Raw genomic sequence first — 18,109 nt, forward strand, 5'->3', positions numbered from 1 at the left:
TGTCGATTCGATCTCAATATCAATGGTTCCGCCATAGACTCCGGAAGAAGGTCTTCCCTTAGCATCTACATCGCGATTTAACGCATAGGCACAATGAAGCACATCGTACTCCTTGCCTGAAAAATTTAATCTAGCTTTGAAAGCCATAGTTTTAAAATTTAAAGGTTAAAATAAAAATTGATTTAGCACAGCATCCGCCGGCATCAAAACACGTCCAAAGATCAGGCCAAACACCGACATATCACACTCATTATGAGCGACTAGTAAAGCCAATGATTAGTTTAATAAACGAAAAACCGCCATCAAATGCTTCTCACATTATGTTTATGGTGGTCTGGAGGAGGATTAATTGAATTCAAAAAAGTATTCCACAAATGTGAATTCTAAATAGCAGATTAGAAACGTTGTAGCATTTCGCTACAGGGTGTGTATTTTTTATCCACACCAATCATAATACCACACGATTTTAACAATAATAAAGATAGCTACCGCCTGAATAGTGCAACATAGTGAACAATCTCTTCCACCGATTTATCATAGCCCCCAATATAAACCTTGGCAACTTTGCCGCGATAAATAAAATAGAGCTGAAATCACCAGCACAAACACAACCATACAGCCCGTGCTACTATGTGCGTCAAAAACTTTAAGGCTTGCCTTATTGCCTTGCGAAAGAAATCTCGGCGATGTTTTGATTTCAATTTCGTCCTCCAGGTATCCTCTGTCTGTTCTTTCCAAAATTGCTTTATTACAGGGTAATTCGCATAAAGAAGTATACCATATGTGATCTCCCTATTAGTGAACAGATAAATGATTTTTAACTTGATATGTAGCCTTTCTGCACCCCCAGAAAACTTGTAAACTAAGGTAAAAAAAAGCAAGATTAAATGACAGACAAAGAACCACCAACATATCAGGTTTCAAACCAAGAGCCATAGAGATCAAATAAATAATTAAACCAATCGGAATAATCAATGCCATAGTATATAAACCCTTGAACAAATTGTTCTTAGCATGTGCCGCTGCTTCATTCATACTGTAATAAAGATCTAAAAAATTAAGTAGCAGGAACAAAAGTGATATGAGCAATAAATAAGTATGATCTAAAATATACTGGTTTGTATTCATAACGTCAGCCAGTATATCATGAATAGCATTTTTGAACAGCAAGTATGGAATACCGAAAACAGCAAGCAAGACGCCGATGTATACGATCCGGAAAAATGTTTTTTTATCGAATTCTTTCGATTGCTCTGCCACATAACTCCTCATAATCACGCCTTGAAAACGGGATGGCCTGAAGGCGAACAAAACAGCGACCAGAAAATAGTATTCAATTTGAAATATCGTCAACTGAAAACCGTCATTTGTAGAGGCAATTGCATACGCACTCGATGACTTTAGAAAAAAAGAAGATATAAGGGAAATGATTATGTATCCCCGGAATGCTAAAGAATAATAAAATACAACCTGTAAAATATTTTTAATTCTCATTCCTCGATGATTACCTGATTAATGTGAGCTTTGCTCCCGGACTTTTTCTGTGAAAAAGAGCCATCTCCAAAACCGCATTTTTTTGATCTTCTGAAGAATAGAACAAAAAGCCGCATGGCTTCGATGGCAAGGATAATCCTACTACCTTTCCTGATGCGTGGAAAGATAAGTGATAATCGTGATAGGGTGTCTTCATCAATAGGCCGGGTAAAGTTGGAATAAGCCGGCTCTGCCTTTTCTCATCCAATGGCCCCTTAAAGTAGAATGAATTAAATACTTCTTCCTGCCGTTCATGGCATAATGCAAGGTAACGGCTTAAGTCCCTGTTTCTAAATATGTCCAGCAGCTCATCATATATTAATCCAACCTCCTTGATTATTCTCTCTTTGTCTTCTTCTATCAATGGCACCGACGATTGCCAACCCAATTGATGATATGGAACTGAAGCATCGAAATTACCGGCATAAACGTAAGTCTGACTCGGAGATTTAGTGGAAAAATCAACCTCCGGCATTTCTACCACCAATGTTCTGGGCTTATCATTTGCAAATGCATCACGAACATAAACCTTCAATGATAAATTGGCACTCTTATAAATGTAATCATCGCCCTGGTAGGGTTTGCTTGTAATTGTGAATGATTGCCTTCCTGACGAAAGAATATTTGGATTTACAGGCCAGTCCACCGCCACCCCTCCCTGCTCATCACTCTTAAAGCAGGGCATATCATTAACAGTGAGTTCCACACGGCAATTTCTCGACCTGACTTCAATTTCGTATAAAGGATGCTGATAACTATGATACATAATTTACTCTTTACAGGATTTATCTAAACACAACTGGATAGGATTCGAAAAATGGGATATATCAAACTTACTATCAGCCCTTTTCTTTTCAGTAATCAACAGATAATAGAGATAGCCCTCACCTTCCATCTTATCTGAATAGGCTAGAGAAATGTATTTTTTCGGTGTATCCCACTGGTAATTATGAAGCGCATTTTTGATCTTAAGTTTTACTTCATATTTTCCATATTTCTGGTTAATCTTCGATAAAATATCTATAGGTTTCGCACTAACCTGGCTCAGCTTTACCGCAGCAAATTTCCCGGTCTGATCCAAAATAAACTGGCTCTTAACATCGTTAAACTGCTCATCAATGAAATAAACTTTTAAACCCTGATTGTTTTTACTGTTTAAAAAATATTGGTAACCGACAATACCACCAGCTGACGAGTTGCCTTTCTCACTCCGTTTAAAAGAGCCTGTCGACTTTGAAAATAATGTGTCTAAATTCTCAGCAAACGTTACAGCATCCAAATTAAAGTTTCCAAATTTCGAACCCAGGTATTTTGGATTTTTTTTGATTTGAGCATCGCAGCCCGACAGGCAAAACAATGCAATAAAAGTGATTAATATACTATTTTTCATTTAATTCGATTTTACCAGATTTATAAAGCGTTTTATCGTCAAATAGTTTCATCTTGTTAGAATAACTTGGGTTATAGGTAACTTTTGATAGCAAAAGTTCATAACAGGTTATGGTAATGCTTGCTGGATTCCACACCACTGACGATTCTTTGTATTGTTTACCAGTATTCAGGTTATACCCTACTTCCTCAGTAAAAGTAAAGGTGGTGCTGGCAGCTCCCTCTACTTTCCATTTTTCCATTTCAGTAGTTTCTGTAACCCCTCCCCTGGTTACAGTCGGAATCATAATCACATCGTTACTCTTACAGCCTGCCTTTATAGTGATCGCTACTTCATACTCAACCTTTTGCTGTCCCTTATTCCTGAAACCGTCAATTTTATTATAAGATAAACTTAAATTTACCTTCACAGCTTGCGCAACTTCGAATGTGATGTAAATGTCCGAATCCGACAAATACTCAATAACACTGATAATTGCACGCACAATGGCACCTACATATGGGATCTTTCCGATCAACGGTACAAGGTCAACCGAAATAGTTAACCCGATTAGCGGGTCTGCCCTCAATCCGCCAGTATAGATTGGTACAATACTTTTGGTACTGGCTGCACCAAATTTCCAGCCTAAAGCAAAACCAAGATTCGGCGGATCTATAGCAAAATCAATTTCAATTACCCTTTTGCTCACCGCAGCGCTCTGTCCAACACCTCCCTGTGGATTTAATACCTGCAATCCTTCATGCACCATATCAAATGCATATACAGCAGTATCGATAGTTTTTTTTACGTTTTCAAGCCCCAGGGTGTGTTCATTGCCATTTTCTACACATTTCCCCTTCAATGACCACCCCAGATTTGAAGTTTGAGTCGCTTCAACGTGCAAATCATCTTTCAGGTATTTAAAGTCGTATCCCCGGTGATGCCCCTCCATCCGTTCCCTTTCATATCTGATCTTGCCACTATAACCTCTTCCAACTGTAACCATAAAAGCAATTTCCCATTCAACATCTGGGAACAACCTCACCTTAACCAGTTGGTTAGGATAACGACAGGTACTCACAGGAAGAAAATAACTTTGTGAGACCTGTTCGTTCAAAATAAAGTAATTGAATACCCAAAGTGAATTTATAGCACTGTTATTTTGAGTTGAAACCTTACTCTGCAGGTTTTCCAGTACTGTTTTATTATAAACATACCGCAACATCAAAATCGCTTCATCATCCCCGGTAAATTTATAATCGCGGTTTAGCTGCCAATCCTGGGTTTCACTCACATCATTGGATAAACCCTTTGCAGTATCCGGCTGAACATCCTGATCATCTTTCTGACTAATATCAGGTTGTGTAATGTACACCCCACCGTTTAACCTCAATGCGGGTTGAACTTTATCCACTTGAAATAGATTCTTTTGATCCGCATGTTTTTGTCCGGCCTCCAACAGTAAACCATTACATAACACTCCTTTTGTAGTAAGCTTACCAACTTTAATACTAATTTCTTTCCTGGCATCCCCCGCAATAATATCGAAGGTTTGTGCAGTCCGGTCAATAACCTTATCTGCGGCGTCCTCATCAAATATAATCAATTCGGTATCGTCACTCTTTACCGTAATCGTCGAATACCCACAAGGATCAAATTCTTTATGGGTGTACCTGATATCACCGATAAACTGAAGCTGATTAGCTTTTTGGGCCTCCATGCGCTTTAAATATTGATCCATTAACTCCGAAGAAACGAGAAACCTGCTCGATTCCGATGGCTTGTTATCAAGATCCCTCAACTGAAGTAATGTAGGATCATACTGCACCAGATCCATAGTAGGCTCCGCCGCAAAGTTCTTCGTCTTAACAAGTGTTTGTCCGTTTTTATCTTTCCGGTAAACTTCTACAACAAGACTAAATTCTTTCTCCCGGTTCTCTCCCTTTTTCCAGGCAATGTCAATTGGAAAACTCCCGCTCATCCGTACATTAAAGTCATCACCCCCGCCAGTTCGGGGAATATCAAAAACTTTGATTTTTTCCCATACATTATGCGCTTCAAAATCTTTCGTTTCATGTAAAACAGCCCCTGTCGGCTTCTCTAAAAGATACATCTTTACGCTATAGTCTTTACCCTTCTCTAAATTATAACCGTGAAAGGCAATCTGGTAAGGTATGGTCTCTCCATATCGTCGTATCCGTTCACTTTCAGTAAAGTAAGCATATAAAATATTGGATTTGGTAACAGGTACAATGTAGAAATAAAAACCTGAGCCAGGCTCAAAACTGAAGACTTCGACTCTTTGCTTAAAACCGAAATAAAAATGATCTCCGGCCGGTGCAAACCTGATGCTGCTGCCGGTTTTGTATTTCGTACCCAACCCCCACTTATTCACAGGCGCAGTACCCCCTGTCAGATTACCCCAAAGTGAGTTATCATTACTTTTCTGCACCGCAGGAAAAAAACCATTGTATATAAATGCCCATCTTGCACCATCAACAGTAGCTTTTTTATTTTTACTACTATCATCGATACAGCTTTCATCAACATAAAATTCATTAAGCTCGTCGGCATTCAACTGATATTCCCCACCCTCAGCTACAGTGTAGATCGTTCCGTTTGTCGTTTTCCAATAACACTTTTTTATTCCTCTCGCCATGTTGCTTATTCGGCATTTAAAAATTCGTAAAACGATTGTTTATTCAGCTCCTTCATGTTAACCAAAGGATTGATTTGCGACTGCTGATCCTCATCCGCATTATCTACATTTTGTTGTGAGGGCTGCCCCTTTTGCCCTGTTTTCGTGATCGATATACATGGCGATCCGCTGATCGAACATACCCCTTTGCTGTCTTCAACCAAAACCTGCCCGCTGTTAATCAGCACCATATCCTTATACTGCTCCTTCCATTCCGTGAGCGCCGGAACACAAGGATTATAACCGCCCCCATTTGGCTGCAGCTTACACTGCCCAAAAGTATTTTTCTCAAAGGTCATCCCGATATCAACGTGAGAGGCAATCAATTTCTGCCCGCCATCCATATCGTTTACATAATGCTTCTCCTGGGTGAGCACCTTCAATTTGTCCGGCGCCGTACCATATTTACACTGGCAGGTGGCCCCCTGAACAACTATTTCTTTTTGCGACATACCTTTTCTAGCTTAATTATCAACTCATTAATCTTGCCCAAAAACCTTTTTTCTTTACCTCCCCAAACATCTCCTCGTCTTTCTCCTGCAAAAGCTGCCCATTCACGGGTTCTTGCCTGGCTTCTATCTCATAAGCAGAGAAAAAAATCCGCTTCTCGCTTTCCCTGCCGTTAAGCAGGCTCCAGTTTACCGTGGCATGCTTAAGCAAGCCACCAGCCTGGTCTAAATCCCACTGGGCCTCTAAACGCATTTCATTAGCCGCCTTCGAATGCATTTGAAAACGTAAATCCTCAGTCAGCATTTCCGTCGAACGGAAACCCACATGGTAGGTTCCATAATCGGTATATACTGGATCGATCCATTGCCGGCCTTCAAACACTAGATTCCGGTAAGCAACAGCAGGAAAACTAAATCTCATCTCCCGATCCAGGCCCGATCCGTATTTAAAATATTGTGGATGAAAAAACACACTCCAGAACATGTCTAACCGAAGCGCATATTCCAGCTCCACACGGTCAGCCAGCTTTTGGTCCATCTTCTTCAAATACAATTCCGTAATGTCACCCTCAAATTTATCGCTGATTCTTTCCTTAGTCTTCATCCACCGGCTTAAAATATCCGGATGGTTTACAATCCCCCTGAAAATCTCATTGTCTCTATTCACATCAACCTTCACCGGAAAAATAGCCCCCATTGCAAGGCTGGCCAGCTGCTCACTTACCAGGTCAGGCTCATGCCTGTCAATGTATAATTCCACTTTATCAAAACACAATTGCCAGGTTTTGTGCTCGTTCTTAAACTGTTCTACACTCAACTCAATCTGATAATCAATCCGCTTAGATACCGCCTCACTACCCGATTCATAATATCTGACCGTAACCCCATAACGCTTTCGGGAACGGGGCTTCGGTGAGAAATTTATCGCGTTCCCATCAATTAATGAAACCCTTAGTTTAGCTGAAGTATTCAATTGATCAATCGTCTTATCCATCTCCTCAATTTAGTAAATCACACGTTTGCCGTCCGAATTTGGGTCCATGCCTATCCCCTCGCGCCTGGCCGACCAGTGCAAATATTTATTTCTCAGCACGCGTAAGTCTTCCTGCTTCTTCCGCTCCTGTTGATATTCGGCCAGGTTTTTTTCCGGTATCCTGGCACCGGCATATTTTTGATCCAGCTGAGCCAAAGATTTAAAACGATAAGGCGCTCCATTCCCCATCACATAGTCTTTTAAATAGCCCTTAACCCTAACCAGCAACGGATCATCAGAAATAATATATTTACTGTCTGTTAGTGCCTGCAGATTAATTGGGGCGCTGTTATTTTTCCCATACTCCCCCATAAAATGTAGCGGGATATAACTATATTCTTTTTTGATAAAACGGGTGCCTTTTAGTGCCCAATACGCAAAACCTCCGGTAATTTCCAGTTCACTCTCTTTATACCAGGCCTGGTCTATTAAGTTTTTCTTAAAGGGATCAAGATTAAACTTACTGGTCCAGGAAGTTTCCAGCTCTTCCTTTACTTCCTTACCAGTATCGTAACTTCCGCCAACATCGCTGTGCACACCGGGAAAGGATTTCTCCTTACCTGTGTTTACCCGCGTAAGAGAGAAATTCTGCCTGTGCTCGTCTTCAGCGATAAAATGTACAACAGCCTGAGCCCTTCCAATCGCATTTAAATGCAGTTCCTCAACATCGTTGAAATTTGGAGTCGGACTGATATATTTTGAATAAGATGATACCGTATCAAAAACCCCCAGAAACCGCACTTTGATCTGGTTAGCAGTAATTTTATATCCCGCCTGGCTCAGCGTCAATCCCAGATGACCGCAAGCTGGTAAAACATCCAGACCCGTTGGTTTTCCATCCGAATCGAATTTCGATATCGTCCCAGATCTCGGTTCAACAACAATACTGGCTCTGTATTCAGATTTCCCTATTTCGTACACAAAATTGCGGGCTGCAGCTGCACCCCTGCTAAAACCAAAAACGTCCAAAGTAATACTGCGGAGTTTCTTGGTTGCATTCGCTTTCAGAATCTTCACAATCTTTTCATTCACAATTTTTTCGCACCCAATACGTACCTTACCCCTGATACCGGTATCACCCGAACCAAAAGCATAGCCAATGGTACTGTCTTCCTTTCGGTCTTCTGTACCAATACCCTCAATATAAAGACTTTTGCTCTTATCGTACTGATCCCACAAACGGGCTACGTTCGACCAGTCGTTCCAGTAACTGCTTTCATCATCATCCTTTCCGTATTTATTAAACGCAGCACTGTTTTTCTGGCGCTCTTCAGTATTTGTTTTACTGTTTTTCGTACCATCAAAAAATATCCCCAGATTAATATCCAGATACTCAACAGTGTTGTTTTTAGGGGTGTAGGCACCAAGTTGAACACTAGTCATATCAATCCAGATTTTTATTGATCCTAACCTTATTACTGTTTAATTTTAACTCGCGTTTAGCATTCTTTAATAAAAGCTGTGCATCCGTTGCGGTTTCATTCAACCTGATCACCAAATCTATCGGAAACTCATCACCCAAAGCCTCAAAAGCGCCGCTAATCTCCTTTTCATCAATCGGCTTAATCTCCAGGCCGTTCTTTTGGCCTGCCTTATCCATCCAGTTTACAGATATATACTTTGGCAATGCACGTTTCGAATAGCCATTAAGCGCATCACCAAAAAGATTCTCTTCTTCCCCATTCAACAGGTTATAATAAACTAAAGAAACTTTCTCCCCTTCAGGAACTAAGACATTTACCTTCCACTCATATTTCGTTCTATAGCGCTCATAAACATCCATATCAGGCATTCCGTATTGGGCTACTTTCGCTTTGATTTCCGGTTTCATCACCATATCATTCCCCAACGTTTTTGCAATAAAATCCGGCCTGAACATGTATTTGGCATTATCATAGGCCTGTTCGGCAGTAATGGTAGTATCATGGGCCTGAAATGCACCAACCTCTGTCTGAAAACCCGCACCACTCAACCATACAACCACCTTCCCTTTCGGCGCTAAACCAACTTTAACCAGTTTGTAAGTTTCCTTCTGCTTCGTCCGGTCATCAATAAAACCCTGCGCAAATAAGGTCGCAATGCGACTCTTGTCAAGCTTCCATTTGCCCGTATAAAATTTCTTTTCCGTAAGTGATAACCAGGTAAAAGTCAGCGAGTCTGGTGCCTCCATTTGTTTTTCGGTTACCGACATAATACCTCCGTCATTTCCCCACCCCGTATTCTGTGTACCCCATATCGCATCGAAACCATAAGTAAAATCCTGTGCAATGATCGCACCTTTATAAACCTCCATAGGATATTCTTCTGGTGCCGAAACAGTGCCGGTCCACTCAAATTTTTCTTCCATTTTTTGTCCTTTACAACTTGTAATTGCCAGCAATACCAGCACTAGCAAGGCATATCTGTTTTGCTTAAAAATCATGATTTATTCCCGCTGGATACTATTTTTTTGTTGCTCGCCAGGGCGAGGTTCCCCGATGTGGCCTCTACGTTCATTACCTGACTGATTTTCTCCAGCTTGACTCCAACACGCAACTCATAGTGCTGTGCAACTGCTATCGTAATATTTTTTGCCTGTCTGATGATAGCCATTTAGAATAGGTTAGATTTTTCCGCACTGTTTAGCTCCACAATTTTCCCACTCTGCATGGTCATGTTTTCTTTAGCACTAAACAGGCTGATTTCCGACGCAATCTCATTCGAAGTGTCCGATATCCTGTTAAAATCCTTGGTTACCAGCTCCGTCCGGTTGTTCGATGTTTCCGAAACATCACCAACCGCACTCAGCGAATAGTTATTTCCGGCAGTCGTGGCAATATCTTTACCCGCATTTGTCGACTGGTTTTGCCCCACCTGTATGTCCATATTCTCCTGAACATTGATCTGCATGTTCTTACAGTTCAAACTCATATTCTCAAGCGCAGTGATCGTAATGTTATTGCCTTTCGTATCAATGTGAATCACATTGTTATGGATATCGGTAATTTTAATTCCTTGTGTATTGGCATTATCGTCGAACTCAATCAAATGTCCGCTCCGGGTAGTCAGGCTTTTTAAATGATTTTGTATCTGCGGTGCACTGTCCACATTACTGCGGTTATAAATACTTCCCATCACTATCGGGCGGGCAATATTCCCTTCCTCAAAAGCCACCATCACCTGGTCACCGATTTCAGGAATGGCAAAAAATCCACGGTTAGACCCACGCTCGCCTGTTCCGGCGTTCGGACTAACAACCCTCAGCCACTCCGTAGTATCGTTCGTTAAACATTCCCATTTCAGCTTCACCTTGATTCGGCCAAGTCCCTCCGGATCGTGATTCTCCACTACCCCCGCAATCTGCATATCTGCATAGGGCTTCCGGTAATTTTTTACCGTAATCCGCTCCGTGCCCGATACCAGACCCTCAAAAGTGTTGTAATATTTACCTATGCCATCTACATGATGATGGATACCCGTTATCAGAAATTTACCCAAACTTTCCGTAACAAAAGCCAGCTCTTTCCTTACACTCATCGTAATTTCTGCAATACTACCTATACTCAACTCCGCATTGTCTCCCTTTGCTGTGATTTTTAAAAGTCCAGAAATATTAGCCTTTTCCTCGTTCTCCACATGGCTTTTTATATCCTCGCTATTATCAACACGGATCATTGTCGGCTGATTATACATTTTACTGTACATGCTATTCGATGCTTTTACCGCATGTGCCAAATCAGGGTGCCCGTCAGTTTTGCCGCTACTCTCACTTTGTAACACCTCATCGGCTTTTGGATTGTAGGCAAAACGCTTATTTTTAATCGGCGCAACCTCCATCGCATACTGCAGATTCTGTACATCCCTGCCGTAAAACAAGGCCACTTCCTTTTGCTCATCAGGCTTACCGAAATGCAGCTGCTTTCCATCGTAAAAAAACCATTCGTGGTATTCGCCCGATAGCCTGTTCAGAAATTCAAAATCACTTTCTTTATATTGAATGATGTAGTCGATATGCGATTTACGCGTAGCATTGGTGACAATCTTTAGATCATTTGCCGGAGTATCACGGGTAGCTAACTTCACAATTTCATTTAAATCCTTATCCAGGTACGAACCCAGGTCTTCACCACGATCAATCAATATAGTCGGACTATATCCGCTCACGATTAAAACACCATGATAGCCATGGGTTTGCGACAATTCTACTTTAGTGACCAACCCCGAAAATCGCTGTAAACCTTCCTGACTAAAGCCGAAAGATGCGGTAAGGGTTTTCCCTACAAAATCCCGGCTGTCATCCAGATTAATCAGTCCGGGTGCCCCCATTTGATCATGGTTGAAACGCAGTTCAAAATAATGATGATGATTGAATTGTTGTTGTAATGTGAAGGAAGCAAAATGAGTAATTGCCTTATCTTCTATATTAATTTCTGTAAATAGTTTCTTTTCCATAGTATTCGATCCATTACACCACAAACCCCCAAATGAAATACTTGCAAACTTTAGATAGAAGTCCATTGTACAATGAACCACATTTGGGATATAGATACTGGTTAGGAAACCAGATGGGTGTCAGCAATGGAATGGTGAGATGATTTTGCATAGGTAGAGCATTTAAATATTTTCAATTTGCCGGAATTCCGGACCGGATGAAAACAGCCGGGAGCGCGTTTAAAAAATTAATAATAATCAGAATGATGAGTAAAAATCTGTATAAAACAAAGCGACCAGTTTAACCGGTCGCCTTAAAATATTTTTATTTACCGGTTATGCTTTTGGCCAGTCATTTTCATGCTCGGCGTTACCCAGCTTTAGCTTTCTGGCCGATACCACAAAACTTAAGGTCATCGGCGTATTGTCGTTAACCGCAATGCCCTCATTATATTGGATGATGTAACCGTCTTCAAACGACAGCTCTTTCATCTTGGCATCTTCTTCTCCTTTTTTGAATATGATATTGCCTGATAATGGCTTATACTGGTTATTCACCATCGATTCGATTACCGAAGTATCTTCAGTTGACTCGATTTCGATATTAATGGTTCCACCATAAACACCAGACGACGGACGGCCTTTGGCGTCAACATCTCTACTTAAAGAAAAGCTGCACTGTAATACATCAAATTCTTTTGATCCTAAATTTAAACGGGTTTTAAATGCCATGATAAGTTTTTTTTAATAATTGAAAGATAATAATTTTTGGACTTGAAGCTAATTAAGCTTTAGGCCAGTCGTTCAGATGCTCTGCATTGCCAAGCTTAAGCTTGCGCGCAGAAATCTGAAATTTCAACGTCATCGGATGATCTCCCACAATGTTTATCCCTTCGGAATATTTAACAATGTAGCCATCCTCGAAGTTTACTTCTTTCATTTTGGCATCTTCCTCTGTCTTCTTGATCAGAAGGGTTCCCGTAATAGGTTTGTATTGGTTGTTTACCATTGCTTCGATAATTGAAGTGTCCTCTGTCGATTCGATCTCAATATCAATGGTTCCGCCATAGACTCCGGAAGAAGGTCTTCCCTTAGCATCTACATCGCGATTTAACGCATAGGCACAATGAAGCACATCGTACTCCTTGCCTGAAAAATTTAATCTAGCTTTGAAAGCCATAGTTTTAAAATTTAAAGGTTAAATAAAATTGATTTTTTGCAGCCTCCGCCGCTATCCCATATTAACCAAAGATCAGGCCAAAAACACGCGATAGAATTTTCGCTAAATGGTTATATGTAGACGTTTTCAACTTTGAACAGACAAGACCAAGTCAGAATTGGGCTACAGTAGAAAGCCTGATAGAAATACAGACTCTAGGAGATAGGTAAAAAAGAAATGTATTTTTTCTAATACAATCGCAAAATGATGAGTTCTGTAGAAAAAGGCAACAACCTGTAGCTTTTTTCTACACCTCCATATTTAAAAATCTTCATTAAATCAGCTGACTGCCAAACTTCTCCATTTTGACCAGCCATTTCTGACTATAATGGTTATCCAGTGAATGTAAAGCGCCGATCGTATTCGTCAAAACCGGACTCATTCGGCATTTTTCAAATGCCGGTTTCTTAATTGATAAATAAGTGGTTTTTTTATTCGCTTTCCATTCCTTAAAGGTAGCTTCATCCAGGATAGAAACGATGCGCGCTGAACGGCCACTGAAATTATTATTGATGTTTTGATGTGAGCTGAAAATCTGGTCCGGCATAAACAAACGATCGAAAAAACCTTTGATTTTTGCAGGAATATGATCTACATACACCGGGCAAAACAATACCACATGCTGACTCTGCCTGATGGCTTGAAGCGATTTCTGCAAATCTGGTTCCAGCTCAGCAATCTGCCGGTTGTTGAATAATTTGTTAGGATTGAAAATGAGATCTATTATGGCCAGTTCTTTTACTGTTGCACCTGCACTTTCAGCACCTTTCTTATAGGCATTAATCAGGAAATTTGTAGACTCGGTTTTTTCAATATCCCCGTTTAGGATAAGTACTTGCTTCATTTTTTGGATTAATCTGATCTGGCCGATGCGTTACAAAATTATAAAGAATTTGTTAACTCCAATAGATATGCCAATAAAAAACCCGGCTTTTTGGGCTGGGTTCTTTATATGTCAGATTAAATCCAGCTTATTGCTGGTCGTATGCGGTATTCCAGGTGGTACTTTCATCCTCACCCTTGTGGCCATCTAGTTTCACCACAAAACTCTTTGCAGGGAAGTATGGCGTAATGTGAATATCCAGGTGAATCCTGTCTTTTTGTTGTTCATCACGCTCGAAACGCATAATCTTAAACCTTTCAATCAATCGGTCAGCACCCTGAATACCATCAAGAAACTTAACAATCTGGCCACGCAAATCCTGTTCGGTTTTCGATGTCCAGTTTTCAAATGCCCGTCTGTTAAGAAAATCGAATAAAACTTTCGTAATGTAGTCAAATACCCTCACCACCGAATAAGTTTGTAGCCCGATATTGTCTCCGTTAAACAAAGTTTTAGCAGAAAAAGCCATCACCTTGCCATATTCATTTACCATAGGCACTAAACCAACGCGTTCCAGATGGGAGATCTCGCTTTTTTTCAAATCGAATTTTACCCCGTCAACTTCGTTCATTGCACCATGTTTTTTACCTGCTGTAACCTGCGACATTAATGTATAATACATCTTGCCGGCAAGTGCCGCCGATCCCGGAACCGTCAAATCATCTTCCTCTCCAACTTCTGCTACTTTACCCCTGCCAACTAACCAGTTACAGGTCATAATCACGTTCGAACGGAAGGCATCTCCCCCGGTCAGGTTAGCAGCCGTAAATAAGTCAAGTACATCATCCGGCTGATCCAAATCCGCAAAGTCAGTTACCAGCATGGCCTTGTTGTTGTGCGCGATTTTACCCCAGCGTTCTACCACTTTATTCGATCCCATATACCCCGGAACAACCACTAAAGAGTAATTCTTACGCAAATCAAGGCGGTCGTAATTCTGTTTCAGTTCATCATCAACATATTCAATGAAACGTGGATTATCCAGATCTTTGATCTGATCCATCGAAGCATTAAGCAACACCACATTTTTCAGTTTATCTGACTCGGTATTTTTATAAAACAAATGCACAGAACGGTAAGCCTGTTCCAGTTCTCTTGTCGTTTCAAGAGCAGTACCAATGTTTTTATTTAAATTTTCTTCTGCAGCAGCTAATTTTTCCGTGCTCTTTTCAACCATGTCAGCTACAGAGTTCGACGATTCCAGAACATCAATCCACAATTGAAGTTTCTTCTGCAATTCTGCCCGCTCTTTTTTCTTTTCATCACCCGTTAAAAAAATCTGCTTCCTGGCCTTACGTTCAGGGTTTAAATTCTGAAGACCGTCTACGGTAGCTTCTAGTAAATCGAAACCTCCAACCCTGGCCAATTGTTCCAGGTTATCTTTTAAAGGCGTTTTTTCTATGGTTCTCGTCTCAGCTGACCGATATGCAGCCTGATCGTTATTTTGTTCGGTTTGTAATTCCTGAGGATTTGACATAACTAAAGTTTTAGATCGTTAACTATTTATTTTGCTCCAATTCGTCCACAAAATTCTTTAAGGCACTAATGAATGCGGTTTTTGTTTCCTCATCATCCAGTGTGGCCTTCAATGTTTTGTTCGATTTGAGTTGCTTAATCACATTAAGCGACATTTCACGTTCAATGTTAACATCGCTTAAGTAACTGCTTTGATTAATAATATTTTTCACGCCGAAGTCGCCCAACTCATTAAAATTCAGTGTCTCACCCACAGTAGAGCCATCTTGCTTTTCAAAGGCTACCTTTACACTCGGCTTATAATGATCAAATACTTCCTTCACGGTTTTCAATCCTTCAACTTTTTCTGGCTTTATAGGTTCATTATCGGTCAGTTTCTGTACAAAAAGCGTTTTGTTGTGGGCAATTTCAGCAAAGGCTTCAGACGTATCCACCTTGCGCTCATTACCGCCAATTTCATAATTAAACATAGTATGTAGATTTTAAGGTTAATGGTTTTGTAAGTTATATGTACTTAACGTTTTAATTCAAATTTTGTTCCAATGCAACAGCCGCTGGCTCAACTATTTCCCATTCCAGCTTTTCTTCCTCAGGATGCTTGCTCACTTTAATGACCGAACCTTTCTTCAACTCACCTGAAATGATGTATTTAGAAATCGGCCGGCGCAGTAAATTCCTGATCACTGCCGATAACTGCCGCGCGCCATATTTAGGCGTAAAGCCATCCAGTGCAATCATTTTTTTGGCATCTTCAGCAATTTCAAAAGCAATGCCCTGTTTAGCCAGCGATTCAATCAGGCTCTGCAGTTGGATTTCGAAAATCCGAACCACATTACTTTCATTGATCGGCGCAAATGGCACAATTTCCGAAATACGGGCCAGAAATTCTGGGCGGAAATGTCCGGCCATCACCTCCATCAGCTCGTTGGAAACAGGTACGTGACCCTGTGCAATCTGCTCTGCAATCCACTCACTGCCGATATTCGAAGTAAAAAGAATTAGTGAATTGCTGAAATCACCTTCTTTACCTAAACGGTCATGCATGTGGCCTTCATCCAGAATCTGTAAAAAGGTATCAAATACCGAAGGGTGGGCTTTTTCAATCTCATCGAAAAGCAAAACAGAGTAAGGTTGCTGGCGGATTTTATTCACCAGTAAACCACCCTCCTCGTAGCCAACATAGCCCGGAGGCGCACCGTATAATAAGGCAGCACTATGCTCTTCTTTAAATTCCGACATATCAAACCGGATCATGGCTTTTTCATCGTTAAACAAAAACTCAGCAATAGATTTTGCAAGCTCCGTTTTACCGGTACCCGTTGGTCCCAGCAGAAAAAATGAACCAATAGGCTGGCCTTTTTTGTTTAAACCACTCCTCGATTCCAGAATTGCGTCAGAAACAGCTTTTAAAGCCTGATCCTGACCGACAACTCTTTTCTTTAAATACTGCTCCATATTCAGCAGCTTTTCTTTTTCGCCAGCCTGCAGTTTCCCCATCGGAATTCCGGTTTTGTACGACACAATCGAAGCAATGTCCTGTTTCGTGATCCTGTCGCGTTTATCGGCCGCATAAATTTTCAAATCATCTAAACTATGTTGCAGGTATGCTTCAAATTCTTCGGCAGTTTCAAAGGCATCGGTTTGGGTCTCATCCGTCAGTCGTCCCAATAAAACCGGACTAAGTTTATTCTGAAGCAAACTGTAAAGCCATTTATAGTCGGCAAACTTTGCAGCCTCATCAAAATTCCCGTCGGCCCGCAATGTTTCAAGTTCCGAAGTCAAACCCTCAATAGCACGGTCCGATGTATCATTCATCATCTTCATCGCAGCCATCGTCCGGTCCAGTAAATCGAATGCAGAATCAGGCAGCCTCCGGTCTTTCATATAACGTTTAGCCAACCGTACGCATTCCGATAAGGCATCCCGGTCAATACTCAACACATGGTGCTCCTCATATTTTACAGCCAGTTTCTCCAGCATTTTGATGGTACTTTCTTCATTGGGTTCATTTACCTGTAAAACTTCAAACCTCCGGCTAAAAGCCTGCTCAGGTTCAATAATCTTCCTGTACTCATCAATCGTTGTTGCACCAATAACCGTTATTTCTCCCCTGGCAAGTTCCGGCTTCAGCAAATTACCAATACCCGCACCCACCGGGCCTTTACTGTCGAGTAGTGTATGTATCTCATCGATAAATAATACGGCTTTAGAAAATTGCTTAATCTCTTTGATAATGTTTTTTAAACGGTCCTCAATTTCACCTTTGTAAGATGCACCCGCAATGAGCGAACCTAAATCAAGTTCAAAAAGTTGCACGTGTTTTAAACTTTCAGGAACATTACCCTCTACTAAATCAAGTGCAAAGCCATCTACCAACGCTGTTTTTCCTACACCCGCGTCGCCGGTTAAAATCACATTCGGCTTGGTTCTCCGGCACAAAATCTCCATCATCATCCGCGTTTCTTTATCACGTCCAATAATCGCGTCTGTTTTTCCGTCCCTCACCTGCTGCAACCGGTCAATACAAAATTTATAAAGGGCATTTCCCGTTCTTTTGGAATCCTTTACCACTCCCCCCTTTTCAGGCGATACTGCACGGCTGATCTCTTCGTCTTTAACATATAAATCCAGAATCTCTCTTTCCTTAATCGGAAACGACTTCAACTGATCGGCCTTAAAACCCACACCAGCTTTACACAGTGCGGTTAACACGCAAACAGGGGTAACCAGATCCAATCCAAGTTTGATCCGCACATTGTCGGCCTCTTCAAAAATCACGGCGATTTCCGGGCTGCCACTCACCTGCTCATTTACATTGGCCGTTTTCTCCAGTTCATCAATCCGAACTTCTGCCCATTCGCTGATGTACTCCTCATCCTTGTCTATCGAGCTTAAAAACGATCTTAGTCCCACATCCTTATGCATTAATCCCTTTAGCAGGTGCGCTGCAGTGAAGCGCTCGTTCCGATACTCCTTTGCCAGCGATTGGGCAACATGTAATGCCGTTTTAACCGACTCGCTTAAATTTGTAATGGCCAT

The 18,109-nt window shown here is 41.1% G+C and carries 17 protein-coding genes; all 17 read right to left on the reverse strand.

Features of this window, described 5'->3' with window-relative positions; all coding sequences use genetic code 11:
* On the reverse strand, positions 1 to 147 hold a 147-nt coding region (gene tssD, locus AB669_RS21730; RefSeq protein WP_304413469.1), incomplete at its 3' end, for a type VI secretion system tube protein TssD.
* 648 nt (positions 148 to 795) lie between these two features.
* Entirely contained in the window at positions 796 to 1,494 is a 699-nt protein-coding gene (locus tag AB669_RS00005) for a hypothetical protein (protein ID WP_047797255.1), read from the reverse strand.
* Between the two features lie 10 nt (positions 1,495 to 1,504).
* Positions 1,505 to 2,299: a hypothetical protein gene (locus tag AB669_RS00010; RefSeq protein WP_047797256.1), complete on the reverse strand. Its 795-nt coding sequence runs from the start codon at positions 2,297 to 2,299 to the stop codon at positions 1,505 to 1,507.
* 3 nt (positions 2,300 to 2,302) lie between these two features.
* Positions 2,303 to 2,923 (reverse strand): hypothetical protein, encoded by a 621-nt coding sequence (locus AB669_RS00015; RefSeq protein ID WP_047797257.1) that lies wholly within the window; start codon positions 2,921 to 2,923, stop codon positions 2,303 to 2,305.
* Complete coding sequence (locus AB669_RS00020; RefSeq protein WP_053058174.1) at positions 2,913 to 5,561, reverse strand: hypothetical protein; 2,649 nt, start codon at positions 5,559 to 5,561, stop codon at positions 2,913 to 2,915. Before AB669_RS00020 ends, AB669_RS00015 begins: the two co-directional genes overlap by 11 nt.
* A 5-nt stretch (positions 5,562 to 5,566) precedes the next feature.
* The gene (locus AB669_RS00025) at positions 5,567 to 6,052 is read right to left on the reverse strand and encodes a DUF4280 domain-containing protein (RefSeq protein WP_047797258.1); all 486 of its coding nucleotides are present in this window, start codon (positions 6,050 to 6,052) and stop codon (positions 5,567 to 5,569) included.
* A 19-nt stretch (positions 6,053 to 6,071) separates the two neighbouring features.
* Positions 6,072 to 7,043: a hypothetical protein gene (locus tag AB669_RS00030; protein ID WP_047797259.1), complete on the reverse strand. Its 972-nt coding sequence runs from the start codon at positions 7,041 to 7,043 to the stop codon at positions 6,072 to 6,074.
* Positions 7,044 to 7,052: 9 nt separating this feature from the next.
* Positions 7,053 to 8,465, reverse strand: coding sequence for a DUF2235 domain-containing protein (locus tag AB669_RS00035; RefSeq protein ID WP_047797260.1), 1,413 nt, complete (start codon positions 8,463 to 8,465; stop codon positions 7,053 to 7,055).
* 1 nt (position 8,466) lies between these two features.
* Positions 8,467 to 9,504, reverse strand: a complete 1,038-nt coding sequence (locus AB669_RS00040) for a DUF2931 family protein (protein WP_047797261.1) — start codon at positions 9,502 to 9,504, stop codon at positions 8,467 to 8,469.
* Entirely contained in the window at positions 9,501 to 9,674 is a 174-nt protein-coding gene (locus tag AB669_RS21995) for a hypothetical protein (RefSeq protein ID WP_156166620.1), read from the reverse strand. The genes AB669_RS00040 and AB669_RS21995 overlap by 4 nt, the downstream gene beginning before the upstream one ends.
* Positions 9,675 to 11,513, reverse strand: a complete 1,839-nt coding sequence (locus tag AB669_RS00045) for a type VI secretion system Vgr family protein (protein ID WP_053058175.1) — start codon at positions 11,511 to 11,513, stop codon at positions 9,675 to 9,677.
* A gap of 315 nt (positions 11,514 to 11,828) precedes the next feature.
* Positions 11,829 to 12,224: a type VI secretion system tube protein TssD gene (tssD, locus tag AB669_RS00050; RefSeq protein WP_047797262.1), complete on the reverse strand. Its 396-nt coding sequence runs from the start codon at positions 12,222 to 12,224 to the stop codon at positions 11,829 to 11,831.
* Positions 12,225 to 12,276: 52 nt separating this feature from the next.
* Complete coding sequence (tssD, locus tag AB669_RS00055; RefSeq protein ID WP_025141859.1) at positions 12,277 to 12,672, reverse strand: type VI secretion system tube protein TssD; 396 nt, start codon at positions 12,670 to 12,672, stop codon at positions 12,277 to 12,279.
* Positions 12,673 to 12,985: 313 nt separating this feature from the next.
* Positions 12,986 to 13,555 (reverse strand): NAD(P)H-dependent oxidoreductase, encoded by a 570-nt coding sequence (locus tag AB669_RS00060; RefSeq protein ID WP_053058176.1) that lies wholly within the window; start codon positions 13,553 to 13,555, stop codon positions 12,986 to 12,988.
* A gap of 127 nt (positions 13,556 to 13,682) precedes the next feature.
* Positions 13,683 to 15,071: a DUF5458 family protein gene (locus tag AB669_RS00065; RefSeq protein WP_047797263.1), complete on the reverse strand. Its 1,389-nt coding sequence runs from the start codon at positions 15,069 to 15,071 to the stop codon at positions 13,683 to 13,685.
* A 22-nt stretch (positions 15,072 to 15,093) separates the two neighbouring features.
* Positions 15,094 to 15,540 (reverse strand): hypothetical protein, encoded by a 447-nt coding sequence (locus AB669_RS00070; protein WP_047797264.1) that lies wholly within the window; start codon positions 15,538 to 15,540, stop codon positions 15,094 to 15,096.
* Between the two features lie 52 nt (positions 15,541 to 15,592).
* A complete protein-coding gene (locus tag AB669_RS00075; protein WP_047797265.1) occupies positions 15,593 to 18,109 on the reverse strand; it encodes an ATP-dependent Clp protease ATP-binding subunit in 2,517 nt (838 codons plus the stop codon).

The organism is Pedobacter sp. BMA (genome assembly GCF_001027745.1).
In the GTDB taxonomy this organism is placed as follows: Bacteria; Bacteroidota; Bacteroidia; order Sphingobacteriales; family Sphingobacteriaceae; genus Pedobacter.

What these genes read in the sequence shown, in the direction of transcription:
- AB669_RS00005 (WP_047797255.1), bottom strand. Translation starts at nt 1,494, where the DNA reads ATGAGAATTAAAAATATTTTACAGGTTGTATTTTATTATTCTTTAGCA.
- AB669_RS00010 (WP_047797256.1), bottom strand. Translation starts at nt 2,299, where the DNA reads ATGTATCATAGTTATCAGCATCCTTTATACGAAATTGAAGTCAGGTCG.
- AB669_RS00015 (WP_047797257.1), bottom strand. Translation starts at nt 2,923, where the DNA reads ATGAAAAATAGTATATTAATCACTTTTATTGCATTGTTTTGCCTGTCG.
- AB669_RS00020 (WP_053058174.1), bottom strand. Translation starts at nt 5,561, where the DNA reads ATGGCGAGAGGAATAAAAAAGTGTTATTGGAAAACGACAAACGGAACG.
- AB669_RS00025 (WP_047797258.1), bottom strand. Translation starts at nt 6,052, where the DNA reads ATGTCGCAAAAAGAAATAGTTGTTCAGGGGGCCACCTGCCAGTGTAAA.
- AB669_RS00030 (WP_047797259.1), bottom strand. Translation starts at nt 7,043, where the DNA reads ATGGATAAGACGATTGATCAATTGAATACTTCAGCTAAACTAAGGGTT.
- AB669_RS00035 (WP_047797260.1), bottom strand. Translation starts at nt 8,465, where the DNA reads ATGACTAGTGTTCAACTTGGTGCCTACACCCCTAAAAACAACACTGTT.
- AB669_RS00040 (WP_047797261.1), bottom strand. Translation starts at nt 9,504, where the DNA reads ATGATTTTTAAGCAAAACAGATATGCCTTGCTAGTGCTGGTATTGCTG.
- AB669_RS21995 (WP_156166620.1), bottom strand. Translation starts at nt 9,674, where the DNA reads ATGGCTATCATCAGACAGGCAAAAAATATTACGATAGCAGTTGCACAG.
- AB669_RS00045 (WP_053058175.1), bottom strand. Translation starts at nt 11,513, where the DNA reads ATGGAAAAGAAACTATTTACAGAAATTAATATAGAAGATAAGGCAATT.
- tssD (WP_047797262.1), bottom strand. Translation starts at nt 12,224, where the DNA reads ATGGCATTTAAAACCCGTTTAAATTTAGGATCAAAAGAATTTGATGTA.
- tssD (WP_025141859.1), bottom strand. Translation starts at nt 12,672, where the DNA reads ATGGCTTTCAAAGCTAGATTAAATTTTTCAGGCAAGGAGTACGATGTG.
- AB669_RS00060 (WP_053058176.1), bottom strand. Translation starts at nt 13,555, where the DNA reads ATGAAGCAAGTACTTATCCTAAACGGGGATATTGAAAAAACCGAGTCT.
- AB669_RS00065 (WP_047797263.1), bottom strand. Translation starts at nt 15,071, where the DNA reads ATGTCAAATCCTCAGGAATTACAAACCGAACAAAATAACGATCAGGCT.
- AB669_RS00070 (WP_047797264.1), bottom strand. Translation starts at nt 15,540, where the DNA reads ATGTTTAATTATGAAATTGGCGGTAATGAGCGCAAGGTGGATACGTCT.
- AB669_RS00075 (WP_047797265.1), bottom strand. Translation starts at nt 18,109, where the DNA reads ATGGCCATTACAAATTTAAGCGAGTCGGTTAAAACGGCATTACATGTT.